Annotated in this window: 16 protein-coding genes and 1 pseudogene; 2 read left to right on the forward strand and 15 right to left on the reverse strand. The window is 58.3% G+C overall.

The genetic code is table 11. The features are described 5' to 3' along the window. From DD606_RS08530 to DD606_RS08560, 7 genes and pseudogenes are all read right to left on the reverse strand, one after another. Positions 1 to 275: pseudogene (locus tag DD606_RS08530) on the reverse strand (o-succinylbenzoate synthase); the annotation flags it as partial. Continuing rightward, positions 275 to 1,132: a 1,4-dihydroxy-2-naphthoyl-CoA synthase gene (gene menB / locus DD606_RS08535; protein WP_023314580.1), complete on the reverse strand. Its 858-nt coding sequence runs from the start codon at positions 1,130 to 1,132 to the stop codon at positions 275 to 277. The gene menB and the pseudogene DD606_RS08530, both read right to left, overlap by 1 nt. Continuing rightward, positions 1,129 to 1,905 (reverse strand): 2-succinyl-6-hydroxy-2,4-cyclohexadiene-1-carboxylate synthase, encoded by a 777-nt coding sequence (gene menH, locus DD606_RS08540; RefSeq protein WP_045894503.1) that lies wholly within the window; start codon positions 1,903 to 1,905, stop codon positions 1,129 to 1,131. Before menH ends, menB begins: the two co-directional genes overlap by 4 nt. Next, a complete protein-coding gene (gene menD / locus DD606_RS08545; protein ID WP_129258523.1) occupies positions 1,902 to 3,572 on the reverse strand; it encodes a 2-succinyl-5-enolpyruvyl-6-hydroxy-3-cyclohexene-1-carboxylic-acid synthase in 1,671 nt (556 codons plus the stop codon). Before menD ends, menH begins: the two co-directional genes overlap by 4 nt. A gap of 88 nt (positions 3,573 to 3,660) precedes the next feature. Further along, complete coding sequence (gene menF, locus DD606_RS08550; protein WP_003859458.1) at positions 3,661 to 4,956, reverse strand: isochorismate synthase MenF; 1,296 nt, start codon at positions 4,954 to 4,956, stop codon at positions 3,661 to 3,663. An 86-nt stretch (positions 4,957 to 5,042) separates the two neighbouring features. Then, the gene (elaB, locus tag DD606_RS08555) at positions 5,043 to 5,348 is read right to left on the reverse strand and encodes a stress response protein ElaB (RefSeq protein WP_017693006.1); all 306 of its coding nucleotides are present in this window, start codon (positions 5,346 to 5,348) and stop codon (positions 5,043 to 5,045) included. 50 nt (positions 5,349 to 5,398) lie between these two features. Beyond that, positions 5,399 to 5,863, reverse strand: coding sequence for a GNAT family N-acetyltransferase (locus DD606_RS08560; protein ID WP_023314583.1), 465 nt, complete (start codon positions 5,861 to 5,863; stop codon positions 5,399 to 5,401). A 71-nt stretch (positions 5,864 to 5,934) separates the two neighbouring features. On the opposite strand from DD606_RS08560, the gene rbn reads away from it, so the two are divergent. Both rbn and DD606_RS08570 read left to right on the forward strand, forming a co-directional pair. Further along, entirely contained in the window at positions 5,935 to 6,852 is a 918-nt protein-coding gene (rbn, locus tag DD606_RS08565; protein WP_050871398.1) for a ribonuclease BN, read from the forward strand. 64 nt (positions 6,853 to 6,916) lie between these two features. Further along, positions 6,917 to 7,921 carry a chemotaxis protein gene (locus DD606_RS08570; RefSeq protein ID WP_003859465.1) on the forward strand — a complete coding sequence of 335 codons (1,005 nt, stop codon included), beginning with the start codon at positions 6,917 to 6,919 and terminating at the stop codon, positions 7,919 to 7,921. A gap of 163 nt (positions 7,922 to 8,084) precedes the next feature. Here the strand turns inward: DD606_RS08570 and nuoN are convergent, their stop codons facing one another. The 8 genes from nuoN to nuoG all read right to left on the reverse strand — a co-directional run bounded on the left by nuoN (position 8,085) and on the right by nuoG (position 18,111). Next, entirely contained in the window at positions 8,085 to 9,542 is a 1,458-nt protein-coding gene (gene nuoN, locus DD606_RS08575; protein ID WP_003861500.1) for an NADH-quinone oxidoreductase subunit NuoN, read from the reverse strand. A gap of 6 nt (positions 9,543 to 9,548) precedes the next feature. Then, on the reverse strand, positions 9,549 to 11,078 hold the full coding sequence (gene nuoM, locus DD606_RS08580) for an NADH-quinone oxidoreductase subunit M (protein ID WP_003861498.1): 1,530 nt from the start codon (positions 11,076 to 11,078) through the stop codon (positions 9,549 to 9,551). A 76-nt stretch (positions 11,079 to 11,154) separates the two neighbouring features. Beyond that, positions 11,155 to 12,996, reverse strand: a complete 1,842-nt coding sequence (nuoL, locus tag DD606_RS08585; protein ID WP_003861497.1) for an NADH-quinone oxidoreductase subunit L — start codon at positions 12,994 to 12,996, stop codon at positions 11,155 to 11,157. After that, positions 12,993 to 13,295, reverse strand: coding sequence for an NADH-quinone oxidoreductase subunit NuoK (nuoK, locus tag DD606_RS08590; protein WP_003861496.1), 303 nt, complete (start codon positions 13,293 to 13,295; stop codon positions 12,993 to 12,995). Before nuoK ends, nuoL begins: the two co-directional genes overlap by 4 nt. Continuing rightward, entirely contained in the window at positions 13,292 to 13,846 is a 555-nt protein-coding gene (gene nuoJ / locus DD606_RS08595; RefSeq protein WP_003861493.1) for an NADH-quinone oxidoreductase subunit J, read from the reverse strand. The genes nuoK and nuoJ overlap by 4 nt, the downstream gene beginning before the upstream one ends. A 10-nt stretch (positions 13,847 to 13,856) precedes the next feature. Beyond that, complete coding sequence (nuoI, locus tag DD606_RS08600; RefSeq protein ID WP_003861491.1) at positions 13,857 to 14,399, reverse strand: NADH-quinone oxidoreductase subunit NuoI; 543 nt, start codon at positions 14,397 to 14,399, stop codon at positions 13,857 to 13,859. Between the two features lie 14 nt (positions 14,400 to 14,413). Further along, positions 14,414 to 15,391, reverse strand: a complete 978-nt coding sequence (gene nuoH / locus DD606_RS08605) for an NADH-quinone oxidoreductase subunit NuoH (protein WP_003861490.1) — start codon at positions 15,389 to 15,391, stop codon at positions 14,414 to 14,416. Further along, on the reverse strand, positions 15,388 to 18,111 hold the full coding sequence (gene nuoG / locus DD606_RS08610) for an NADH-quinone oxidoreductase subunit NuoG (protein ID WP_003861488.1): 2,724 nt from the start codon (positions 18,109 to 18,111) through the stop codon (positions 15,388 to 15,390). The genes nuoH and nuoG overlap by 4 nt, the downstream gene beginning before the upstream one ends. Positions 18,112 to 18,152 lie beyond the last annotated feature (41 nt).

Below are 18,152 nucleotides of genomic sequence, written 5' to 3' on the forward strand. Positions count from 1 at the left end.
AGCGCGCAGCTGATGCCGAACGCGACGGAAGGAACGTCCGGCAGCGCCGGATCTTCTCCCTCGCGCCAGGCGTGCGTCCAGGCCATCAGCGCGGCCTGCGCCTCGTCGAGCGTTTCCAGGCTAAAGCCCGGAAGCGGGGCGATTTCGCCCCACCCTTCCCGCTCGCCCTGCCGGAGATGCATGAAAAAGCCGTCACGGGTTTTTAACCGCCGTTCACGCAGCACCACGCCCGCGTCCATCGGTATCTGCCAGCGGTAAACCTGCGCGCGACGCATTACGGGTTCCGTTTGTATTTGCTGAAGTCTGGCTGGCGTTTTTCGTTGAACGCGTTGCGCCCTTCCTGACCCTCTTCGGTCATATAGAACAGCATGGTGGCGTTACCTGCCAGCTCCTGAAGGCCCGCCTGACCGTCACAGTCGGCGTTGAGGGCCGCTTTCAGGCAGCGCAGCGCCATTGGGCTGTTTTGCAGCATTTCGCGACACCAGCGCACGGTCTCTTTTTCCAGATCGGCGATCGGCACCACGGTGTTGACCAGCCCCATATCCAGCGCTTCCTGCGCGTTGTACTGGCGGCACAGGAACCAGATTTCGCGGGCTTTTTTCTGGCCGACAATGCGCGCCATATAGGACGCGCCCCAGCCGCCGTCGAAAGAGCCGACTTTCGGGCCAGTCTGACCGAAAATGGCATTTTCCGCCGCGATCGTCAGGTCACACATCATGTGCAGCACGTGACCGCCGCCGATGGAATACCCTGCCACCATCGCGACCACCGGTTTTGGACAGGTGCGGATCTGGCGCTGGAAATCCAGCACGTTCAGGTGGTGCGTGCCCGCATCATCCTGGTATCCGCCGTAGTCACCGCGGACTTTCTGATCGCCGCCGGAGCAGAAGGCTTTCTCCCCTTCCCCGGTGAGGATGATGACGCCGACAGTGTCGTCATAGCGGGCATCCGCCAGCGCCTGGATCATCTCTTTTACGGTCAACGGACGAAACGCGTTGCGCACCTGTGGACGGTTGATGGTGATTTTGGCGATACCATCGGCGGATTTGTGGTAACGAATGTCGGTATAGCCTTCGGAGCAGTCCTGCCATTCAACCGGCGCGTAAAGCATGTGTTCATCAGGATAGATCATAGCGTGTCCTTTGTTCGATAACGCAGTATCTGAGCCAGACTCGCGGCAACCGCTTCCGGGTTGTCCCGGTGGGCGTTGTGTCCGGCGTGAGGGATAGCATGACGCGTGGCGTTAAGTTCAGCGGCGATAGCTGCAAACTTCCCGTCACGTTCGCCATAGAGATAGTCAAAAGAAAAATCACGCGCGGTGAGCGCGGGACGTAAATCAGGCTGAACGGCAAGCGAGGTGGCTTCCAGCATCTCTGCCAGCCTCGGGCCGTTGTTCCGGCTGCGCAGCGCGATCAGCGCCTTGCGCTGTTCATCCGTAAGTGAGGCAAAGACCGGCTGTTGATACCAGTCGGCAAAGACGGCCTCCAGCGGCTCACTGCGTAAACGTGATGCCCAGCGGCGGTCAGAGGTCAGCCGCGCCTGGCGCGCATCGGGGTCTTGCAGGCCCGGGTGTCCACCTTCCACAATAACCCCGTCTAACCCCGCTGGATGCTGGCAGGCATGGAACATCGCAATGCGGCCGCCGAGGGAGTACCCTATCAGCCAGTACTTTAGTATGTTGTAACTAAAAAGGGTATGCGAGAGCAAATCGCTCACCTCTGCAAACCCCGTCACGTCCGTATCCGCTGAACCACCGTGCCCGGGCAGGTCAAGGTAGAGCCGGGGGTAGTCATGCAGCGACGCCCCGACAGCCTGCCACTCGCGACAGTCGCCGGAAAAACCATGCAGGAAAACCAGCCAGGGGTAGCCTGGATTTCCTGGCTGGGTGACGCCTGCGAGGATCACAGGTGACTCACCTGCGCCAGCAGATGTTGCAGCTTCTGCGCGCCGTCAGCATCGTTTACCACCAGCTCAATGAGCGTCGCGCCAGGCTGCCGCCAGGCGGTGTTCAGCGCCGTCTCCAGCGCGTCCCAGTTTTCCGGGCAATGGTATTTAAGGCTGAACATGGCGGCGGCGTGTTCGAACTGCACGTTTTGCGGCATCAGATAGAAGCGCTCACGTTCGCTTTGCGGCGTCGGCAGCAACGAGAAAATCTGCCCGCCGTTATTGTTCACAACAATCAGCACGAACGGGGCCGACGCCTGACGCAGGAGCGCCAGCGCGTTGAGATCGTAGAGGGCTGAGAGATCCCCCACAATCGCCAGCGTGGATTTCGCGCTGGCCCTTTGTACGCCAGCGGCGGTGGAGATCAGGCCGTCAATGCCGCTCGCGCCCCGGTTGCTGTACACCGGATAACCCGCCGGCAGCTGCGAAAAGGCGTCAATCAGGCGCACCACCAGGCTGTTACCGACAAAAAGTTGTCCCTGCTCGGGAAGATATTTGCGGATACGGTGCGCCAGCCCGGCTTCACTGAACGCCTCGCACTGCGCTTTGGTGAGTTCCCACGCCTGACGTGACAGCGCCGGGATCTCCACCGCCCAGGGTTTGCGTTTTTCCGCCGGATGCAATTCCAGCCAGCTGTTAATATCGCTCACCAGGCGGCGGCCACGATGGTGCGCCGGGTCAAGGCGTCCTTCGAGCGGGTCCACCAGCCAGTACTCTTCAGGCGTACAGGTGGCCTGCCACTGGAGCAGACGCTTCCCCGTCAGGCTCGATCCCAGCTGGACGACAATCTGCGCCTGCGCCAGCTCGGTGACCGCTTTCGCGTTCCCCAGCCAGAGGTCGGCGCAGGGCAGCGGCTGGCCCGTCTGGGAAAGCACGTCACCAATCAGCGGCCAGCCAAGCGTTTGTGCCCACTCCGCCGCAAGCTTACCTTCCGCCGCACTCATCCGCCCGGCTATCACCACGCCGCGCTTCTGACGCCAGAAGAACCAGTCGCGCTGTTTAGCGCTTTCCAGATGCGTCTGCTCGCGCAGCCAGGTTTTTTCGCTCTCCCACCAGTCTCCCAGCTGCTGTTGCCAGACGAGGCCAGTATCGTTCATTTCACCGTACAGCGGCTCGGCAAACGGGCAGTTAATGTGTAGCCCGCCGCTGCGCAGTGCGTTCATGGCGTGGTCGAGGGTTGAGACCAGCCAGCTGGCGGGAATGTCCTGGGTGGGGCGCGGCAACGAGACCGTCTGTGAAGGATGCGAGGCAAAAATGCCAGGCTGACGAATCGCCTGGTTAGCGCCGCAGTCGATAAGTTCCGGGGGACGGTCGGCGGTGAGTAAAATCAGCTTTTCGCCGGTTAATCCCGCTTCTATCAGCGCCGGATAGAGGTTCGCCACCGCCGTGCCGGAGGTGACGATCACCGCCACGGGCGCTTTACTGACTTTCGCCAGCCCGAGCGCCAGATGGCCCAGACCACGCTCATCAAAATGGGTGTGGTGAATAAAAGCCCGGTTTTCCGCGGCAGCAAGGGTGAGCGGCGTGGAGCGAGAGCCCGGGGCAATACACACATGCCTGACACCATGACGGGTCAGGGCTTCAAGGATCACCGCCGCCCAGCGTCGGTTAAAAGAACTTACTGACATGAGATTGTCCAGTATCAAGAATGCGACACAGTATAAATAATAGAAAAAGTCAGAATTTTGATATGAATCGGGATTGCACGAATCAGTATTAATCCCTTAGGAGAAGGGAACGCAGCCCGGCGGCCTTGTTTTCGATCTCCTGCCACTCCTGCTCAGGATCGGAGCCGCTGACGATGCCCGCCCCCGCATAAAGACGCAGCGCAGCGTTGTGAACGCGGGCGGAGCGTAATGCCACACAGAATTCGCTCTGATCGCGCGATAAATAGCCCGCCGAACCGGCGTACCACTCCCGGTCAAACGGCTCGACTTTCGCAATAAATTCTCGGGCCGCCTGTCGCGGCAGCCCGGCCACCGCCGCCGTCGGTTGCAAAATATGCAGACACTGTTCGTCGTCAGGCTGTTTAAGTTCGGTCCAGATACAGCGGCGTAAATGCTGCACCTTGCGCAGACGCAGCACCTGCGCAGGCAGGATCTCCAGCGTCCGGGTATGGTGCTGAAGACGCTGGCAGATATCTTCCACCACCAGCATATTTTCCCGCTGATTTTTATCGTCGTTCATCAGCCAGTCGCCCAGACGCTGGGCCTGCTTATCGTCAGAATGGCTGGCGACGGTGCCTGCCAGCGCTTCAGTGCGCAGCAGCGTGCCGCGTCGCCGCCACAGGCGCTCGGGCGTCGAGCCGAGGAAGGCATTGCTGGCGTCAAAGACCATACAAAAATGATAGCAGTTGAGGTTTAGCGCGCGGCTTGCAGCCATCAGCGCGATGGCGTTCACGGGCTGCTGGCACTGAACGTCTGTAGCACGTGCGAGCACCACTTTCTCAAAATCACCGCGAGCAAGGGTATCCGTCGCCTGACGAATCAACGCCAGCCAGTCCGGTTTTTCCGGATGATGGGTTTCCTGCACAATCTGCACGGACAACGGGCGGATCGGCGCGGCGTCGCGCAGGTTATCGACAAAATTCAGCGCCTCACGGGCATCTTCCCGCAGCGACGTTTCGCTCCACAGTTGCAGACGCAGCGTGGCGACCCCGCCAGACCGTCGCCAGAGAAGGCGCGGTAAAAACAGCTTGCCCTGCGCCGGGTTGAAGGCGTTCAGGCCGCAGATACGGGTGTCATTGGCTACGTCATGGGCATGCAAAAACCGCGAGGCCGAAGCCAGAGAATCAAACTGGGCGAGGCTTCCGAGCGCGGCAAGTTCTTCATCGCCGCTGCGCTGTTGCCAGTAAAACTGAGGATAGCATCGCTGCACACCCAGCCAGGCCAGCGGATCGAAGGCGTCGTTTAACGGGAAAGAGACATCGAAATGGCGTAAACCGGGTATAGCAGGCAAAGCTTGCGCAAGCTGAGTGCGCAGGCTTTGCAGCGCGAGGAAAATCGAGTGCACGCGAACCTCTCCCTGTTAAAGCCTTATATTATACGGGGTACTGACGATAAATAGCAGTACCCACGTGTAGGGAGTGGTTTACCGGCTTAACGACGGGCTAACAGCAGACCCAGCACCAGCCCTACGGCCGCACCGACCCCAATGCCCTGCCACGGTTTTTCATGCACATAATCGTCGGCACGATAAACCGCCTGTTTGGCGCGGTAGTAATAATTGTCGGAGGCGTTACTGACGCGGTTTTTCACGTCATGCAGCGCCTGCTCGGCGCGGGCTTTGAGCTCAATGTACTTCTGATCGGCAGGATCGCCTGAAGAGCGCAGCACTTCTTCCAGCGTTTCGCTTAGCAGCGTCAGGTCGTCGTCGACTCGGGTATCCCAGGATTGAAATGACATATTTTTCTCCATGTTAGTACACCAGTCCGGTAACTATAGACAACGTATTGCTATTGCGCCTGTTTCGCTTCGCGTGCCATGCCGATGTGTGGGATGCCGTCTTCGTCGTAAATGTCCGTGACCGGGGTAAAACCAAAATGGCCATAGAATGATTGCAAATGCGCCTGCGCGCCCAGGTATAACGCCTTGTCCGGCCACTGTTTCTGGCATGCGTCCAGCGTTTTTTCCATCAGCTGATAGCCCAGCTTTTCACCGCGCGCGCGGCCACTGATAATGACGCGCCCAATGACGACAGGGTCAAATTCCTCTTCGCTTTTCAGAATCCTCGCATACGCCACCAGCTCGTTATCGCGCCAGCCGAGGATGTGCCGGTTCTCGCCGACCAGGTCATCGCCGTCGATATCCTGATACGGGCAGGTTTGTTCAACCACGAAGACTTCACAGCGCAGTTTGAGCAGGGCGTAGAGTGACTGCACGGTCAGTTCGCTGTGGTGTAGATCTTGCCACTGGATCATGTGTTTCTCCTTCCTGGGGTTCATCACGTTATACTAAACCCCTTCCCATTCGGCAAAGGGCTGATTGCGTTATGGAACTGATTTTTCTGGGTACGTCCGCCGGGGTGCCAACCCGCTCACGAAACGTGACGGCGATTCTGCTGGATCTTAAGCATCCTACCCGCGGTGGGCTGTGGCTGTTTGACTGCGGCGAGGGTACGCAGCATCAGATGCTGCATACTTCATACCACCCGGGGAAAGTGGATAAAATATTTATCACCCATCTGCACGGCGACCATCTGTTTGGCCTGCCGGGCCTGCTGTGCAGCCGTTCGATGGCCGGTAACGCTAACCCGCTGACCATTTATGGCCCTGCGGGTATTCAGGAATTTGTTGAAACCACGCTGCGCCTGAGCGGCTCGTGGACCGATTATCCGCTGGAGGTGGTGGAGATCGGCGAAGGTCTGGTGTTCGACGACGGAGATTATCAGGTGCGCGCTTACCCGCTTAACCATCCGGTGGAATGTTACGGCTACCGCGTTGAGGAGCATGACAAGCCCGGTGCGCTGAACGCCGCCGCGTTGCAGGCCGATGGGGTGAAACCTGGCCCGCTGTTCCAGCGTCTGAAGCACGGCGAGACCGTCACGCTGGAAGACGGGCGCGTCATCAACGGTCAGGATTACCTCGCGCCGCCGCAGCCAGGCAAAAAACTGGCTATTTTTGGGGATACCGCCCCCTGCCCTTCGGCGCTCAGGCTTGCCGGGGGTGTGGATGTGATGGTGCATGAGGCGACGCTGGAAGCGGCGATGGAAGAAAAAGCCAACAGCCGGGGGCACAGCTCAACGCGTCAGGCGGCGCAGCTGGCGCGTGAGGCTGGCGTCCGGAAACTGATTGTTACTCACGTCAGCTCACGCTATGACGTCCGCGGCGCTGAAAGCCTGCTGGCAGAGTGTCGGGAAGTATTTCCGGCATGCGAGCTGGCGGAAGATTTTGCTCAGGTCAGCGTTTAGTCCTTCATTTTTCCCTCAGCGTGCCGATAACGATTAAAAGGCCAGCATTTCTCTTGAGGGTAGAATGGATAATTTCCAGAAAGATATTGATGACAGGGCGAACCTGACCCTGTCCAACCGTTTTGAACTGTTGCTGTTCCGTCTTGGCACCTCTCTGAACGAAAATAAATCCGAGCTGTTCGGCATCAACGTGTTCAAATTGCGCGAAATTGTGCCGATGCCGACCTTCACCAAACCGGCGGGAATGAAGTCTCCGCTGATGGGGATGGTGAACATTCGCGACCAGGTGATCCCGGTGATCGATCTGGCCGCCGTCGCCGGCTGCAAGCCAGCCACCGGGCTGAACATCCTTCTGATCACCGAATATGCCCGCAGCGTGCAGGCGTTTGCTGTGGAATCGGTGGAAAACATCATGCGTCTGGACTGGAAGCAGGTGCATGCTGCGGAAACTGCCGTCAGCGGTCGCTACATTACCAGCATTGCCTGCCTGGACGAGAAGACGGATACCAACGATCTGGCGATGGTGCTGGACGTGGAGCAGATCCTGTACGACATCACCCCGGCGAACCACGATCTGCACGCCACCCATCTGGAAACCACCAAATTCAACATCAAGCCTGGCTCTGTCGCGATTGTTGCAGAAGATTCGAAAGTGGCGCGCTCAATGCTGGAGAAGGGATTGCAGGCGATGGAGATCCCGGCCCAGCTGCATATCACCGGCAAAGACGCGTGGGAGAAAATCACTCAGTTGGCCGCGCAGGCTCAGGCTGAGGGCGTCCCCGTTACCGATAAGATTGCCCTGGTATTGACCGACCTCGAAATGCCGGAGATGGACGGCTTTACGCTGACGCGCAAAATCAAAACCGACCCGGTACTGAAAGATATTCCGGTGGTGATCCACTCGTCTCTTTCCGGCAACGCGAACGAAGATCATATTCGCAAAGTGAAGGCGGACGGCTATGTGGCGAAGTTTGAGCTAAATGAGCTATCGTCGGTGATTGAAGAGGTGCTGGACCGCTCGATGAAGAAGATTGAAGGGCCGCTTATAAGCAGGAAGCAGTTAGCTTAGTCGGGTGACGCTTCGCTTACCCGACCTACAAGACCCGTATGCCCTGCAAGCGTAGCGCCCTGGGCATGTTTTACTCTGTGCGGGCTGGTGCCCTCACCCCGGCCCTCTCCCACGGGGAGAGGGAGAAAACAACAAAAAACCCGCCGAGGCGGGTTTTTTGTTTTTACATCAGCGGCATCGCTCGCTGCACGATATCAATCAGCGGCTGCGGATAGATACCGAAGATCAGCACCAGCAGCGCGGAGATTAGCACCACGATACCGCCGGCGCTGTACTGCCAGTTGGACGGCGCATCGCGGTTGAGCTGCTGAGGCGCGCTCAGGTACAGGCTCACGGCAACGCGCAGGTAGTAGTAGAGACCAATCGCGGAGCCGATAACGACACCCGCCGTCAGCCACCACAGACCCGCCTGCACACCGACGGCCAGCACGTAGAACTTACCGATAAAGCCCAGCGTCATCGGGATACCCGCCAGAGAGAGCATCATCACGGTCATTACCGCAGACAGAATCGGACGGTGCCAGAACAGTCCACGGTAGGAGAACAGGGAATCTGCATCCGGACCACGGTACGGACTGGACATCAGGCTCACCACGCCGAACGCGCCGAGGCTGCTGAACAGGTAACCGGCCAGATACACACCCACGGTTTCCATCGACATCTCACCGCTTTGCAGCGCAATCAGCGCCACCAGCAGGTAACCCAGATGGGAGATAGAGGAGTAGCCCAGCAGACGCTTGATGTTGGTCTGGCTCAGCGCCATCAGGTTACCGAAGATGATAGAAACGAACGCGATAATGCCCAGCACCACGCGAACCGCTTCGCTATCACCCACCGGGGCGTACAGGAACAGACGCATAACCACGCCGAAGATAGCGATTTTACTCGCCGTCGCCAGGAAGGTAGAGACCGGTGCAGGCGCACCCTGGTAGACGTCTGGCGTCCACAGGTGGAACGGAACCAGAGAGAGTTTAAAGCCAAGGCCAACAATCATCATGCCCAGACCCGCCAGCAGCAGCGGCTCATGCATCATGCCGTCGCCGAGGCTCTTACCGATGGCCAGGAAGGAGAGGTTACCCGTCTGTGCATACAGCAGCGCGATACCGAACAGCAGGAACGACGACGCGGCAGCAGACAGAATGGTGTACTTGATAGCCGCTTCCAGAGAGCGCTTCTGACGGAAGGCGTAACCAATCAGGCCGAACAGCGGCAGTGAGATCAACTCAATACCAAGGAACAGCGCGGCCATGTGGTTCGCGTTCGCCAGCAGAATGCCGCCCAGTGCAGCAATCAGTACCAGCAGGTAAAACTCTTCTTTGTTGTCGTTGTACCCTTCGAGCCACGGGTACGCAAAGGTACAGGTTGCCAGGCTCGCCAGCAGCACCAGACCGGTGTAGAGCATGGCGTAGCCGTCAACGCGCATCAGCGGCGTGACGTCCATCGCTCCCGCCTGGCCAACAAACCAGAGGGAGACTAACGCAGCGTTCAGACCCAGAACGGACAGGGTCGCATTCAGGAAGTGATTGCGTCGCCACGCAATGGAGAGCATCACAACCACCACCGTCAATCCGACGATCAGCAGCGGTAGCAGCGCGATCAGTTGTTGTGGAGTTATTGTCATGGCGAATTACGGCCTTGTAGTAGAAGCAGAATTAACAAACCACTGCTGGATGTTACCCATCGCGGAGTGCGAGGTATCCAGAATCGGCTGCGGATAGAAGCCCAACAGCACCAGCAGTACGACCAGCAGCAGGATGATGAACAGCTCTCGCAGCGACATCCCCGGCAATTCTTGTGCAGCAATTTCACTCTTCGCTTTACCGAAGTAAGCGCGGTGCAGCATCGCCAGCGAGTACACGGAGGCAAACACCAGACCAAAGGTGGAGATGACGGTGATCGTCGGTACCACGTTGAAGCTGCCGAACAGGATCATAAACTCGCCGACGAAGTTACCGGTACCCGGCATACCCAGAGTCGCCACCGCAAAGAACATGGAGAGCGCCGGCAGCCATTTCATTTTGCCCCACAGACCGCCCATCATACGCATGTCGCGGGTATGCAGACGTTCGTACAGCTGACCACACAGGATGAAGAGACCGGCAGCGGACAGGCCGTGCGCAATCATCTGGATCACCGCGCCCTGGTACGCCAGCTGGCTGCCGGTGTAGATGGCAATCAGCACGAAGCCCATGTGGGAAACGGAGGTGTAAGCAATCAGACGTTTGATGTCGTACTGCGTGAAGGCCATCCATGCACCGTAGAAGATACCGATCACGCCCAGCCACATGGCAATCGGCGCGAACTCTGCGGAGGCGTTCGGGAACAGCGGCAGGGAGAAACGCAGCAGACCGTAAGCCGCGGTTTTCAGCAAGATGCCCGCCAGGTCAACGGAACCTGCCGTTGGCGCCTGAGAGTGCGCGTCTGGCAGCCAGCCATGCAGCGGAACCACCGGCATTTTAACCGCGAAGGCGATAAAGAAGCCCAGCATCAGCAGGTATTCCACGCCGTGGGACATCGGGGTCTTCAGCAGGTCTTCGTAGTTGAAGGTCCAGACACCGGTCGCGTTGTAATGCACAAACACCAGCGCCAGGATGGCAATCAACATCACCAGACCACTCGCCTGGGTATAGATGAAGAACTTGGTGGCCGCCGTGATACGCGTTTTACCATCGGACGCCTTATGGCCCCACAGCGCGATCAGGAAGTACATCGGCACCAGCATCATCTCCCAGAAGAAGAAGAACAGGAACATGTCGATGGCCAGGAACACGCCGATCACGCCGCCCAGGATCCACATCAGGTTCAGGTGGAAGAAGCCCTGGTATTTTTCGATTTCTCGCCAGGAGCAAAGTACCGCCAGAACGCCGAGCAGACCGGTCAGCACGACCATCAGCAGCGACAGACCGTCAATCGCCAGGTGGATCGTGATACCGAAACGTGGGATCCAAGGCAGAATGAACTCAGACTGCCACTGCGGAAGGCCCGCAGACTGGGTCAGTGAGTAGCCACCCTGCAACCACAGTTGCAGGCCAAGCGCGAGCGTCAATCCCATGGTGATCAGCGCGATCCAGCGCGGCATCTTCACGCCAAAGCGTTCGGTCTGCCAGCACAGGAAGCCGCCGATGAAGGGAATTAATATTAGCCAGGGTAGTAACATGGCGATTTACATTCCTTTTTAAGGCCCCCAGCAGGGGCCTGATTTTCAACGAATTCGAATAAAATTCACTTTACGATCAACGCAACACCATCAGCAGCGCCAGCACGACAACCGCACCGATGCTCATGGACGCCACATACCAGCGCAGATAACCGTTCTCGCTAAACAGCAGGCCTTTACCTGCAAAGCGAGAGAGGATCGCCGGGATATTCATCAGGCTGTTCAGTGGATCGCGCTTCAGCAGCCACGCAATGCCCAGGAACGGCTTCACGAAGATCATGTCGTACAGCCAGTCGAAGCCCCACGCGTTGTACCACCAGGTGCCCAGCAGACGGCCCGGCGCGCTGTTGGCAACGGCAGTTACCAGCGTGCGTTTGCCCAGCCACAGCCATGCGGCAATCAGGATGCCCGCTATAGCCACTACGCCGGAGGTGATTTCAAGCGTCAGAACGCGACCGTGCTCAAGCTCGGTTGTTGCCGGCAGTACACCCTGCAACGGTGGCACAATCATCGCGCCAACGAAGGTGGACAGGACCAGCAGCACAATCAGCGGCAGGTGGTGGGTAATCCCCTTCCCTGCGTGAGCGTGAATTTGTTCTTTACCGTGGAAGACGATGAAAATCATACGGAAGGTGTACAGGGAGGTCATGAACGCACCGACCAGACCCGCAACCATCAGATTGATATGACCATTCGCCATGGCGCCCGCAAGGATTTCGTCCTTACTGAAGAAGCCCGCGGTAATCAGCGGCAGTGCCGCCAGCGCCGCGCCGCCCACCAGGAAGCAGACATAGACCAGCGGGATGGACTTACGCAGTCCGCCCATTTTGAAGATGTTCTGCTCGTGGTGGCAGGCCAGGATCACCGAACCGGATGAGAGGAACAGCAGCGCTTTAAAGAACGCGTGCGTCATCAGGTGGAAAATGGCTGCGTCCCACGCCTGAACGCCCAGCGCCAGGAACATGTAACCAATCTGGCTCATGGTGGAGTACGCGAGAACGCGTTTGATGTCGGTCTGCACCAGCGCGGCAAAGCCTGCCAGCACCAGCGTAACCGCACCGACAATACCCACCAGATGCAGAATTTCCGGGGTCATCAGGAACAGGCCATGGGTACGCGCAATCAGGTAGACACCGGCGGTAACCATGGTCGCGGCGTGGATCAGCGCGGAGACAGGGGTTGGACCCGCCATCGCGTCGGCCAGCCATGTCTGCAACGGCAGCTGCGCGGATTTACCCACGGCGCCACCCAGCAGCATCAGCGTTGCCCACCACAGCATGTTGTTGCCTGCTTCGAAGTGCGCCGGCGCCAGTTCCACCATTTCGCGGAAGTTCAGCGTGCCCAGTTCGTTGTAGAGAATGAACAGCGCGAAAGCGAGGAAGACGTCACCCACGCGGGTCACGACGAACGCTTTCATGGCCGCTGCGCCATTCTTCGGATCGGTGTAGTAGAAACCGATCAGCAGGTAAGAGCACAGACCCACGCCTTCCCAGCCCAGATACATCAGCAGCAGGTTATCGGCCAGCACCAGAACCACCATGCTGGCGATAAACAGGTTGGTGTAGGCGAAGAAGCGGGAGTATCCCTCTTCACCGCGCATGTACCAGGAGGCGAACATGTGGATCAGGAAGCCGACGCCGGTGACCACGGAGAGCATGGTCAGAGACAGACCATCCAGCACCAGGTTGAAACCGATGTTGAAGTTACCGACCGACATCCAGTTCCACAGCGGTACGCTGTAGGCCTGACGTCCATTGTTAAAGAAGTCGATACCCGCATACGCTGTGACCAGCGCAGCCAGGCCGATAGAGCCAATGCCCACGGTGGCAGACAGATTCTCAGACCAGCGGCCGCGAGAAAACGCCAGCAGCACGAAGCCAATCAGCGGAAAAATAATGGTTAAGGCAAGCATGTTCATCCACGCAACTCACTTACTGAATCGATGTTCAGGTTCTGGCGGCGACGATGGAGCTGTAGCAACAGCGCCAGGCCAATACTCGCTTCAGCAGCCGCGAGGCTGATGGCGAGAATGTACATCACCTGACCATCGGTCTGGCCCCAGTAGCTGCCGGCGACCACAAAGGCCAGCGCGGAAGCGTTGATCATGATTTCCAGACCGATCAGCATAAACAGCAGATTGCGGCGGATAACCAGACCGGTTAAGCCCAGAACGAATAAAATCGCAGCGAGGATCAGTCCATGTGTTAAGGGGATCATGCGCGTTCCTCCGTTTTTCTTTTCGCGCGGTCGTCAGTGCGGTTGCTCAGCACCTCGCCGACACGCTCTTCGCGGCCAACGTGGAAGGCCACAACCAGACCCGCCAGCAGCAGCATCGAGGCCAGCTCAACCGCCAGAACGTACGGACCAAACAGGGTGATACCCACGGCTTTCGCGCTGATTGGCGTCCCGTCGATACCCTGGTCGTTGACGCCCAGAATGGCGTAAACAATCACCGCCAGCATGATGGCCGACAGAATCGCCGGGCCAATCCACACCTGCGGTTTTAACCACTGACGTTCCTGCTCAATTTCAGAGCCGCCCAGGTTGAGCATCATCACCACGAACACGAACAGCACCATGATGGCCCCGGCGTAGACGATGATTTCCAGCGCACCGGCGAAGTGCGCGCCCAGCGCAAAGAACACCCCGGAAATAGCCAGCAGCGAGATGATTAAATACAGCAGCGCATGCACCGGATTGGTGTGCGTGATCACTCGCAGCGTAGCCAGGATGGCGATAAGGCCACAGATATAAAAAGCGAATTCCATTGCCCTCTCCTTACGGTAACAGGCTCTTGACGTCGATAGGCTTAGCTTCGTTCTCTGCTTCGCCCTTATCTTTGCCGTCGATTGCCATACCCGCCATCCGGTAGAAGTTATATTCCGGGTATTTGCCCGGACCGGAAATCAGCAGATCCTCTTTCTCGTACACCAGATCCTGACGCTTGTACTCACCCAGCTCAAAGTCTGGAGTCAGCTGAATCGCCGTGGTTGGGCACGCTTCTTCACACAGACCGCAGAAAATGCAGCGTGAGAAGTTGATGCGGAAGAACTCAGGATACCAGCGGCCGTCTACCGTCTCTGCTTTTTGCAGAGAGATACAGCCCACCGGACACGCTACCGCACACAGGTTACAGGCAACGCAACGCTCGGAACCGTCCGGGTCGCGCGTCAGCACGATACGTCCACGGTAGCGCGGCGGCAGATATACCGGCTCTTCCGGGTACATCCGGGTTTCGCGTTTGGCAAACGCATGCAGGCCGATCATCCAGATACTGCGTACCTGGGTGCCGAAACCTACCAATAATTCTTTTAAGGTCATGATCTCAAAGCCCCTTATGGCTGCTGCCAGAGAATGACAGCCGCCGTTACCAACAAGTTGACGAGCGTCAGCGGCAGGCACACTTTCCAGCCGAAGGACATTACCTGGTCATAACGCGGACGCGGTAACGCTGCGCGAATCAAAATGAACATCATCATGAAGAACGCGGTTTTCAGCGCGAACCAGATGAACGGCGGTAAGAACGGGCCATGCCAGCCACCAAAGAACAGCGTTACCATCAACGCCGAAATGGTGACGATACCGATGTACTCGCCCACGAAGAACAGACCGAACTTCATACCGGAATATTCAATGTGGTAACCGTCGGCCAGTTCCTGTTCGGCTTCTGGCTGGTCAAACGGGTGACGGTGACACACCGCCACGCCCGCGATGGCAAAGGTAATAAACCCAAAGAACTGCGGGATAACGTTCCAGATGTCGGCCTGGTTGTTGACGATGTCGGTCATGTTAAATGAACCGGCCTGCGCCACCACGCCCATCAGGGAGAGACCCAGGAACACTTCGTAGCTCAGCGTCTGCGCGGAAGCACGCATCGCACCCAGCAGCGAGTATTTGTTGTTACTGGACCAGCCTGCGAACAGCACCGCGTAAACCGCGAGGCCTGCCATCATCAGGAAGAACAGAATGCCGATGTTCAGGTCAGCGACCACCCAGGTCGGGCTGACCGGAACGATAGCAAACGCCAGCAGCAGCGAGGTGAAGGCGATCATCGGCGCCAGCGTAAAGATCACGCGGTCCGAGAAGCGCGGAACCCAGTCCTCTTTAAAGAACATCTTGATCATGTCCGCGACCAGCTGGAGTGAACCACCCCAGCCCACGCGGTTCGGTCCGTAACGGTTCTGGAACAGACCGAGCAGACGACGTTCACCAAAGCTCATGAACGCGCCGCAGGTGACCACCACCAGCAGAATCACAACCGCTTTCAGAATGCTCAGCAGGATGTCGATAAGATCCGGCGTTAACCAACTCATGCTTTTGCCTCCTGAAGGTTATCAAGATGCGCACCCGCCAGGACCGGCGCGATGCCAGGCATACCCATCGGCAGACCCACCTGCCCTGCTGACAGGCGTTCAGAAATAATCAGCGGCAGGCTGATTGTCTGGCCGTCGTAGCTAAAGGCAATGTTCGCACCCGCGTTAACGCCAAGCTTCGCGGCATCCGCCGGGTTGAGCTTGATGTACGGCTGCGGCATACGCTGCTGGAATACCGGAGAACGCTGGGACATTTCGTCGCTACCGAACAGATGGTAGTACGGTGCAATACGCCAGTGACCTTCCTGCGCCTGGAAGCTCGCCGGAACGGTGGTGAAGAAGTCCAGACCGGTTTCGGAGGCTTCAATCAGACGCACGCCCGGATCGCCGTGGCGCAGGTGACCGCCCACTTCAGCCTGGAATTTGTTCCATGCCTGCGGGGAGTTCCAGCCCGGTGCCCATGCAAACGGGATTTGCGAACGCGGCGCAGACGGCTGGTTGTTCCCTTCCATCGAGAAGGCGAACATGGTGTCTTTATCCTGCGGCTGACGCGGTTCGTGCACGCTGATGTTGGCGCGCATCGCGGTACGACCGCTGTAGCGGTGCGGCTCACGCGCCAGTTTCTGGCCGCGAATGCGGAAGCTTGCATCCGGCGCGGCATCTTTAATACCCGCCAGCTGAGGCAGTTTCTCAACAACCGCGTCGATAACGTGGTCGAGCTGCGTCCAGTCAACTTCACGGCTCTGCACGGTGCTGTGCAGAGAGTGCAGCCAGCGCCAGCTTTCCAGCATCACGGTGTTGCTGTCGTAGTAGGCCGGGTCATAAACCTGGAAGAAACGCTGGGCGCGACCTTCGTTGTTGATCACCGTCCCGTCGCTTTCTGCGAAGCTTGCCGCAGAGAGAACGAGATGCGCTTTGTCCATGATCGCGGTGCGCTGATGGTCGATAACCATCACCAGCGGCGCTCTGGAGAGCGCGGCGTCAACGCGAGCGGCAGAAGCATGGCGATGCAGGTCATTTTCCAGCACCACAACGGCGTCAGCGGCACCGGATTCCAGTTCGCTTAACGCGTCTTCCAGCGAGCCGCCGCCAATCATACCCAGACCGATGCTGTTCACCGCACGGGCAATCATGGTCACACCAACGTCAGCGCCGCGTCCCTTCAGGGCTTTGGCAACGTTCGCTGCGGCCTGAATGATTTCAGCGCTACCGGCGTTGGTACCGGAAATAATCAGCGGTTTCTTCGCCCCCGCCAGCGCCTGAACAATCACGTCGACCTTGTTTTGCAGGTCGCGATCCAGTTCAACGGCCGGCGAGTTGCTGTCCAGCGCGTGGGCAATGGCAAATCCGAGGCGCGCCTGATCTTCAACCGGCGCGCAGTAGGTCCACGCCGCGATATCGTCCAGACGGGTGTTGTCGACGTTAGTCACAAACAGAGGATGCTTCGCGCGCTGACCGATGTTGAGGATGGCCGCAATCTGCCAGTCAGCCACTTTCTGCGCCGCTGCCATTTCACGTGCTTTGCCTTTCACCGCCTGACGAACCGCCAGGGCCGCGCGTGCGCCAGTCTGCGTCAGATCTTCACCCAGCACCAGAACCGCATCATAAGATTCGATTTCGCGCAGCGCAGGCGTGTGAATGCCGCCTTCACGCAGCACTTTCAGCACCAGCTGGAGACGTTCCTGCTCGCCCTGGGCGATACCGGTGTAGAAGTTTTCCGCCCCAACCAGCTCGCGCAGCGCGAAGTTGCTTTCGATGCTGGCGCGCGGGGAGCCAATGCCGATCACTTTCTTCGACTGACGCAGAATATCTGCCGCGCCCTGCATCGCCTGCTCAGCGTTGAGGGTAATGACGTCATCGCCACGGCGCTGAACCGGCTGACGCGGACGGTCTTTCAGGTTCACATAGCCATAGCCGAAACGACCGCGGTCGCAGAGGAAGTAGTGGTTAACGGTACCGTTGTAACGGTTTTCGATACGACGCAGTTCGCCGTAACGTTCACCCGGGCTGGTGTTACAGCCAAGGGAGCACTGCTGGCAGATGCTTGGCGCAAACTGCATGTCCCATTTACGGTTGTAACGTTCAGAGTGGGTTTTATCCGTGAATACGCCGGTCGGACAGATTTCTACCAGGTTACCGGAGAATTCACTTTCAAGCGTACCGTCTTCCGGACGACCGAAGTAGACGTTGTCATGCGCGCCATACACGCCCAGATCCTGACCGTCTGCATAATCTTTGTAGTAACGCACGCAGCGGTAGCAGGCGATGCAGCGGTTCATTTCGTGAGAGATGAACGGCCCCAGATCCTGGTTACGGTGGGTACGTTTGGTAAAGCGATAGCGACGGAAGCTGTGACCGGTCATGACGGTCATATCCTGAAGGTGGCAGTTACCGCCCTCCTCACACACCGGACAGTCGTGCGGGTGGTTGGTCATCAACCACTCCACCACGCTTTCACGGAACTGTTTGGCTTCTTCGTCATCAATCGAAATAAAGGTGCCTTCGGCGGCTGGCGTCATACAGGACATCACCAGGCGACCACGCGTGTCTTCCGCGTTTTGATATTGCTTCACCGCACACTGGCGGCAAGCACCGACGCTGCCCAGCGCCGGATGCCAGCAAAAGTACGGAATATCGAGGCCAAGAGACAGACAAGCTTCCAGCAGGTTGTCCGCCCCGTTGACTTCGTATTCTTTGCCGTCTACATGAATCGTAGCCATTAGCATGCTTCCAGTTGGCTCGGCCGAAACCGAGCGTTAAT

Origin of the sequence: Enterobacter cloacae complex sp. GF14B (genome assembly GCF_004136805.1) — a bacterium.
GTDB classification, from domain to species: Bacteria; Pseudomonadota; Gammaproteobacteria; order Enterobacterales; family Enterobacteriaceae; genus Enterobacter; species Enterobacter hormaechei_C.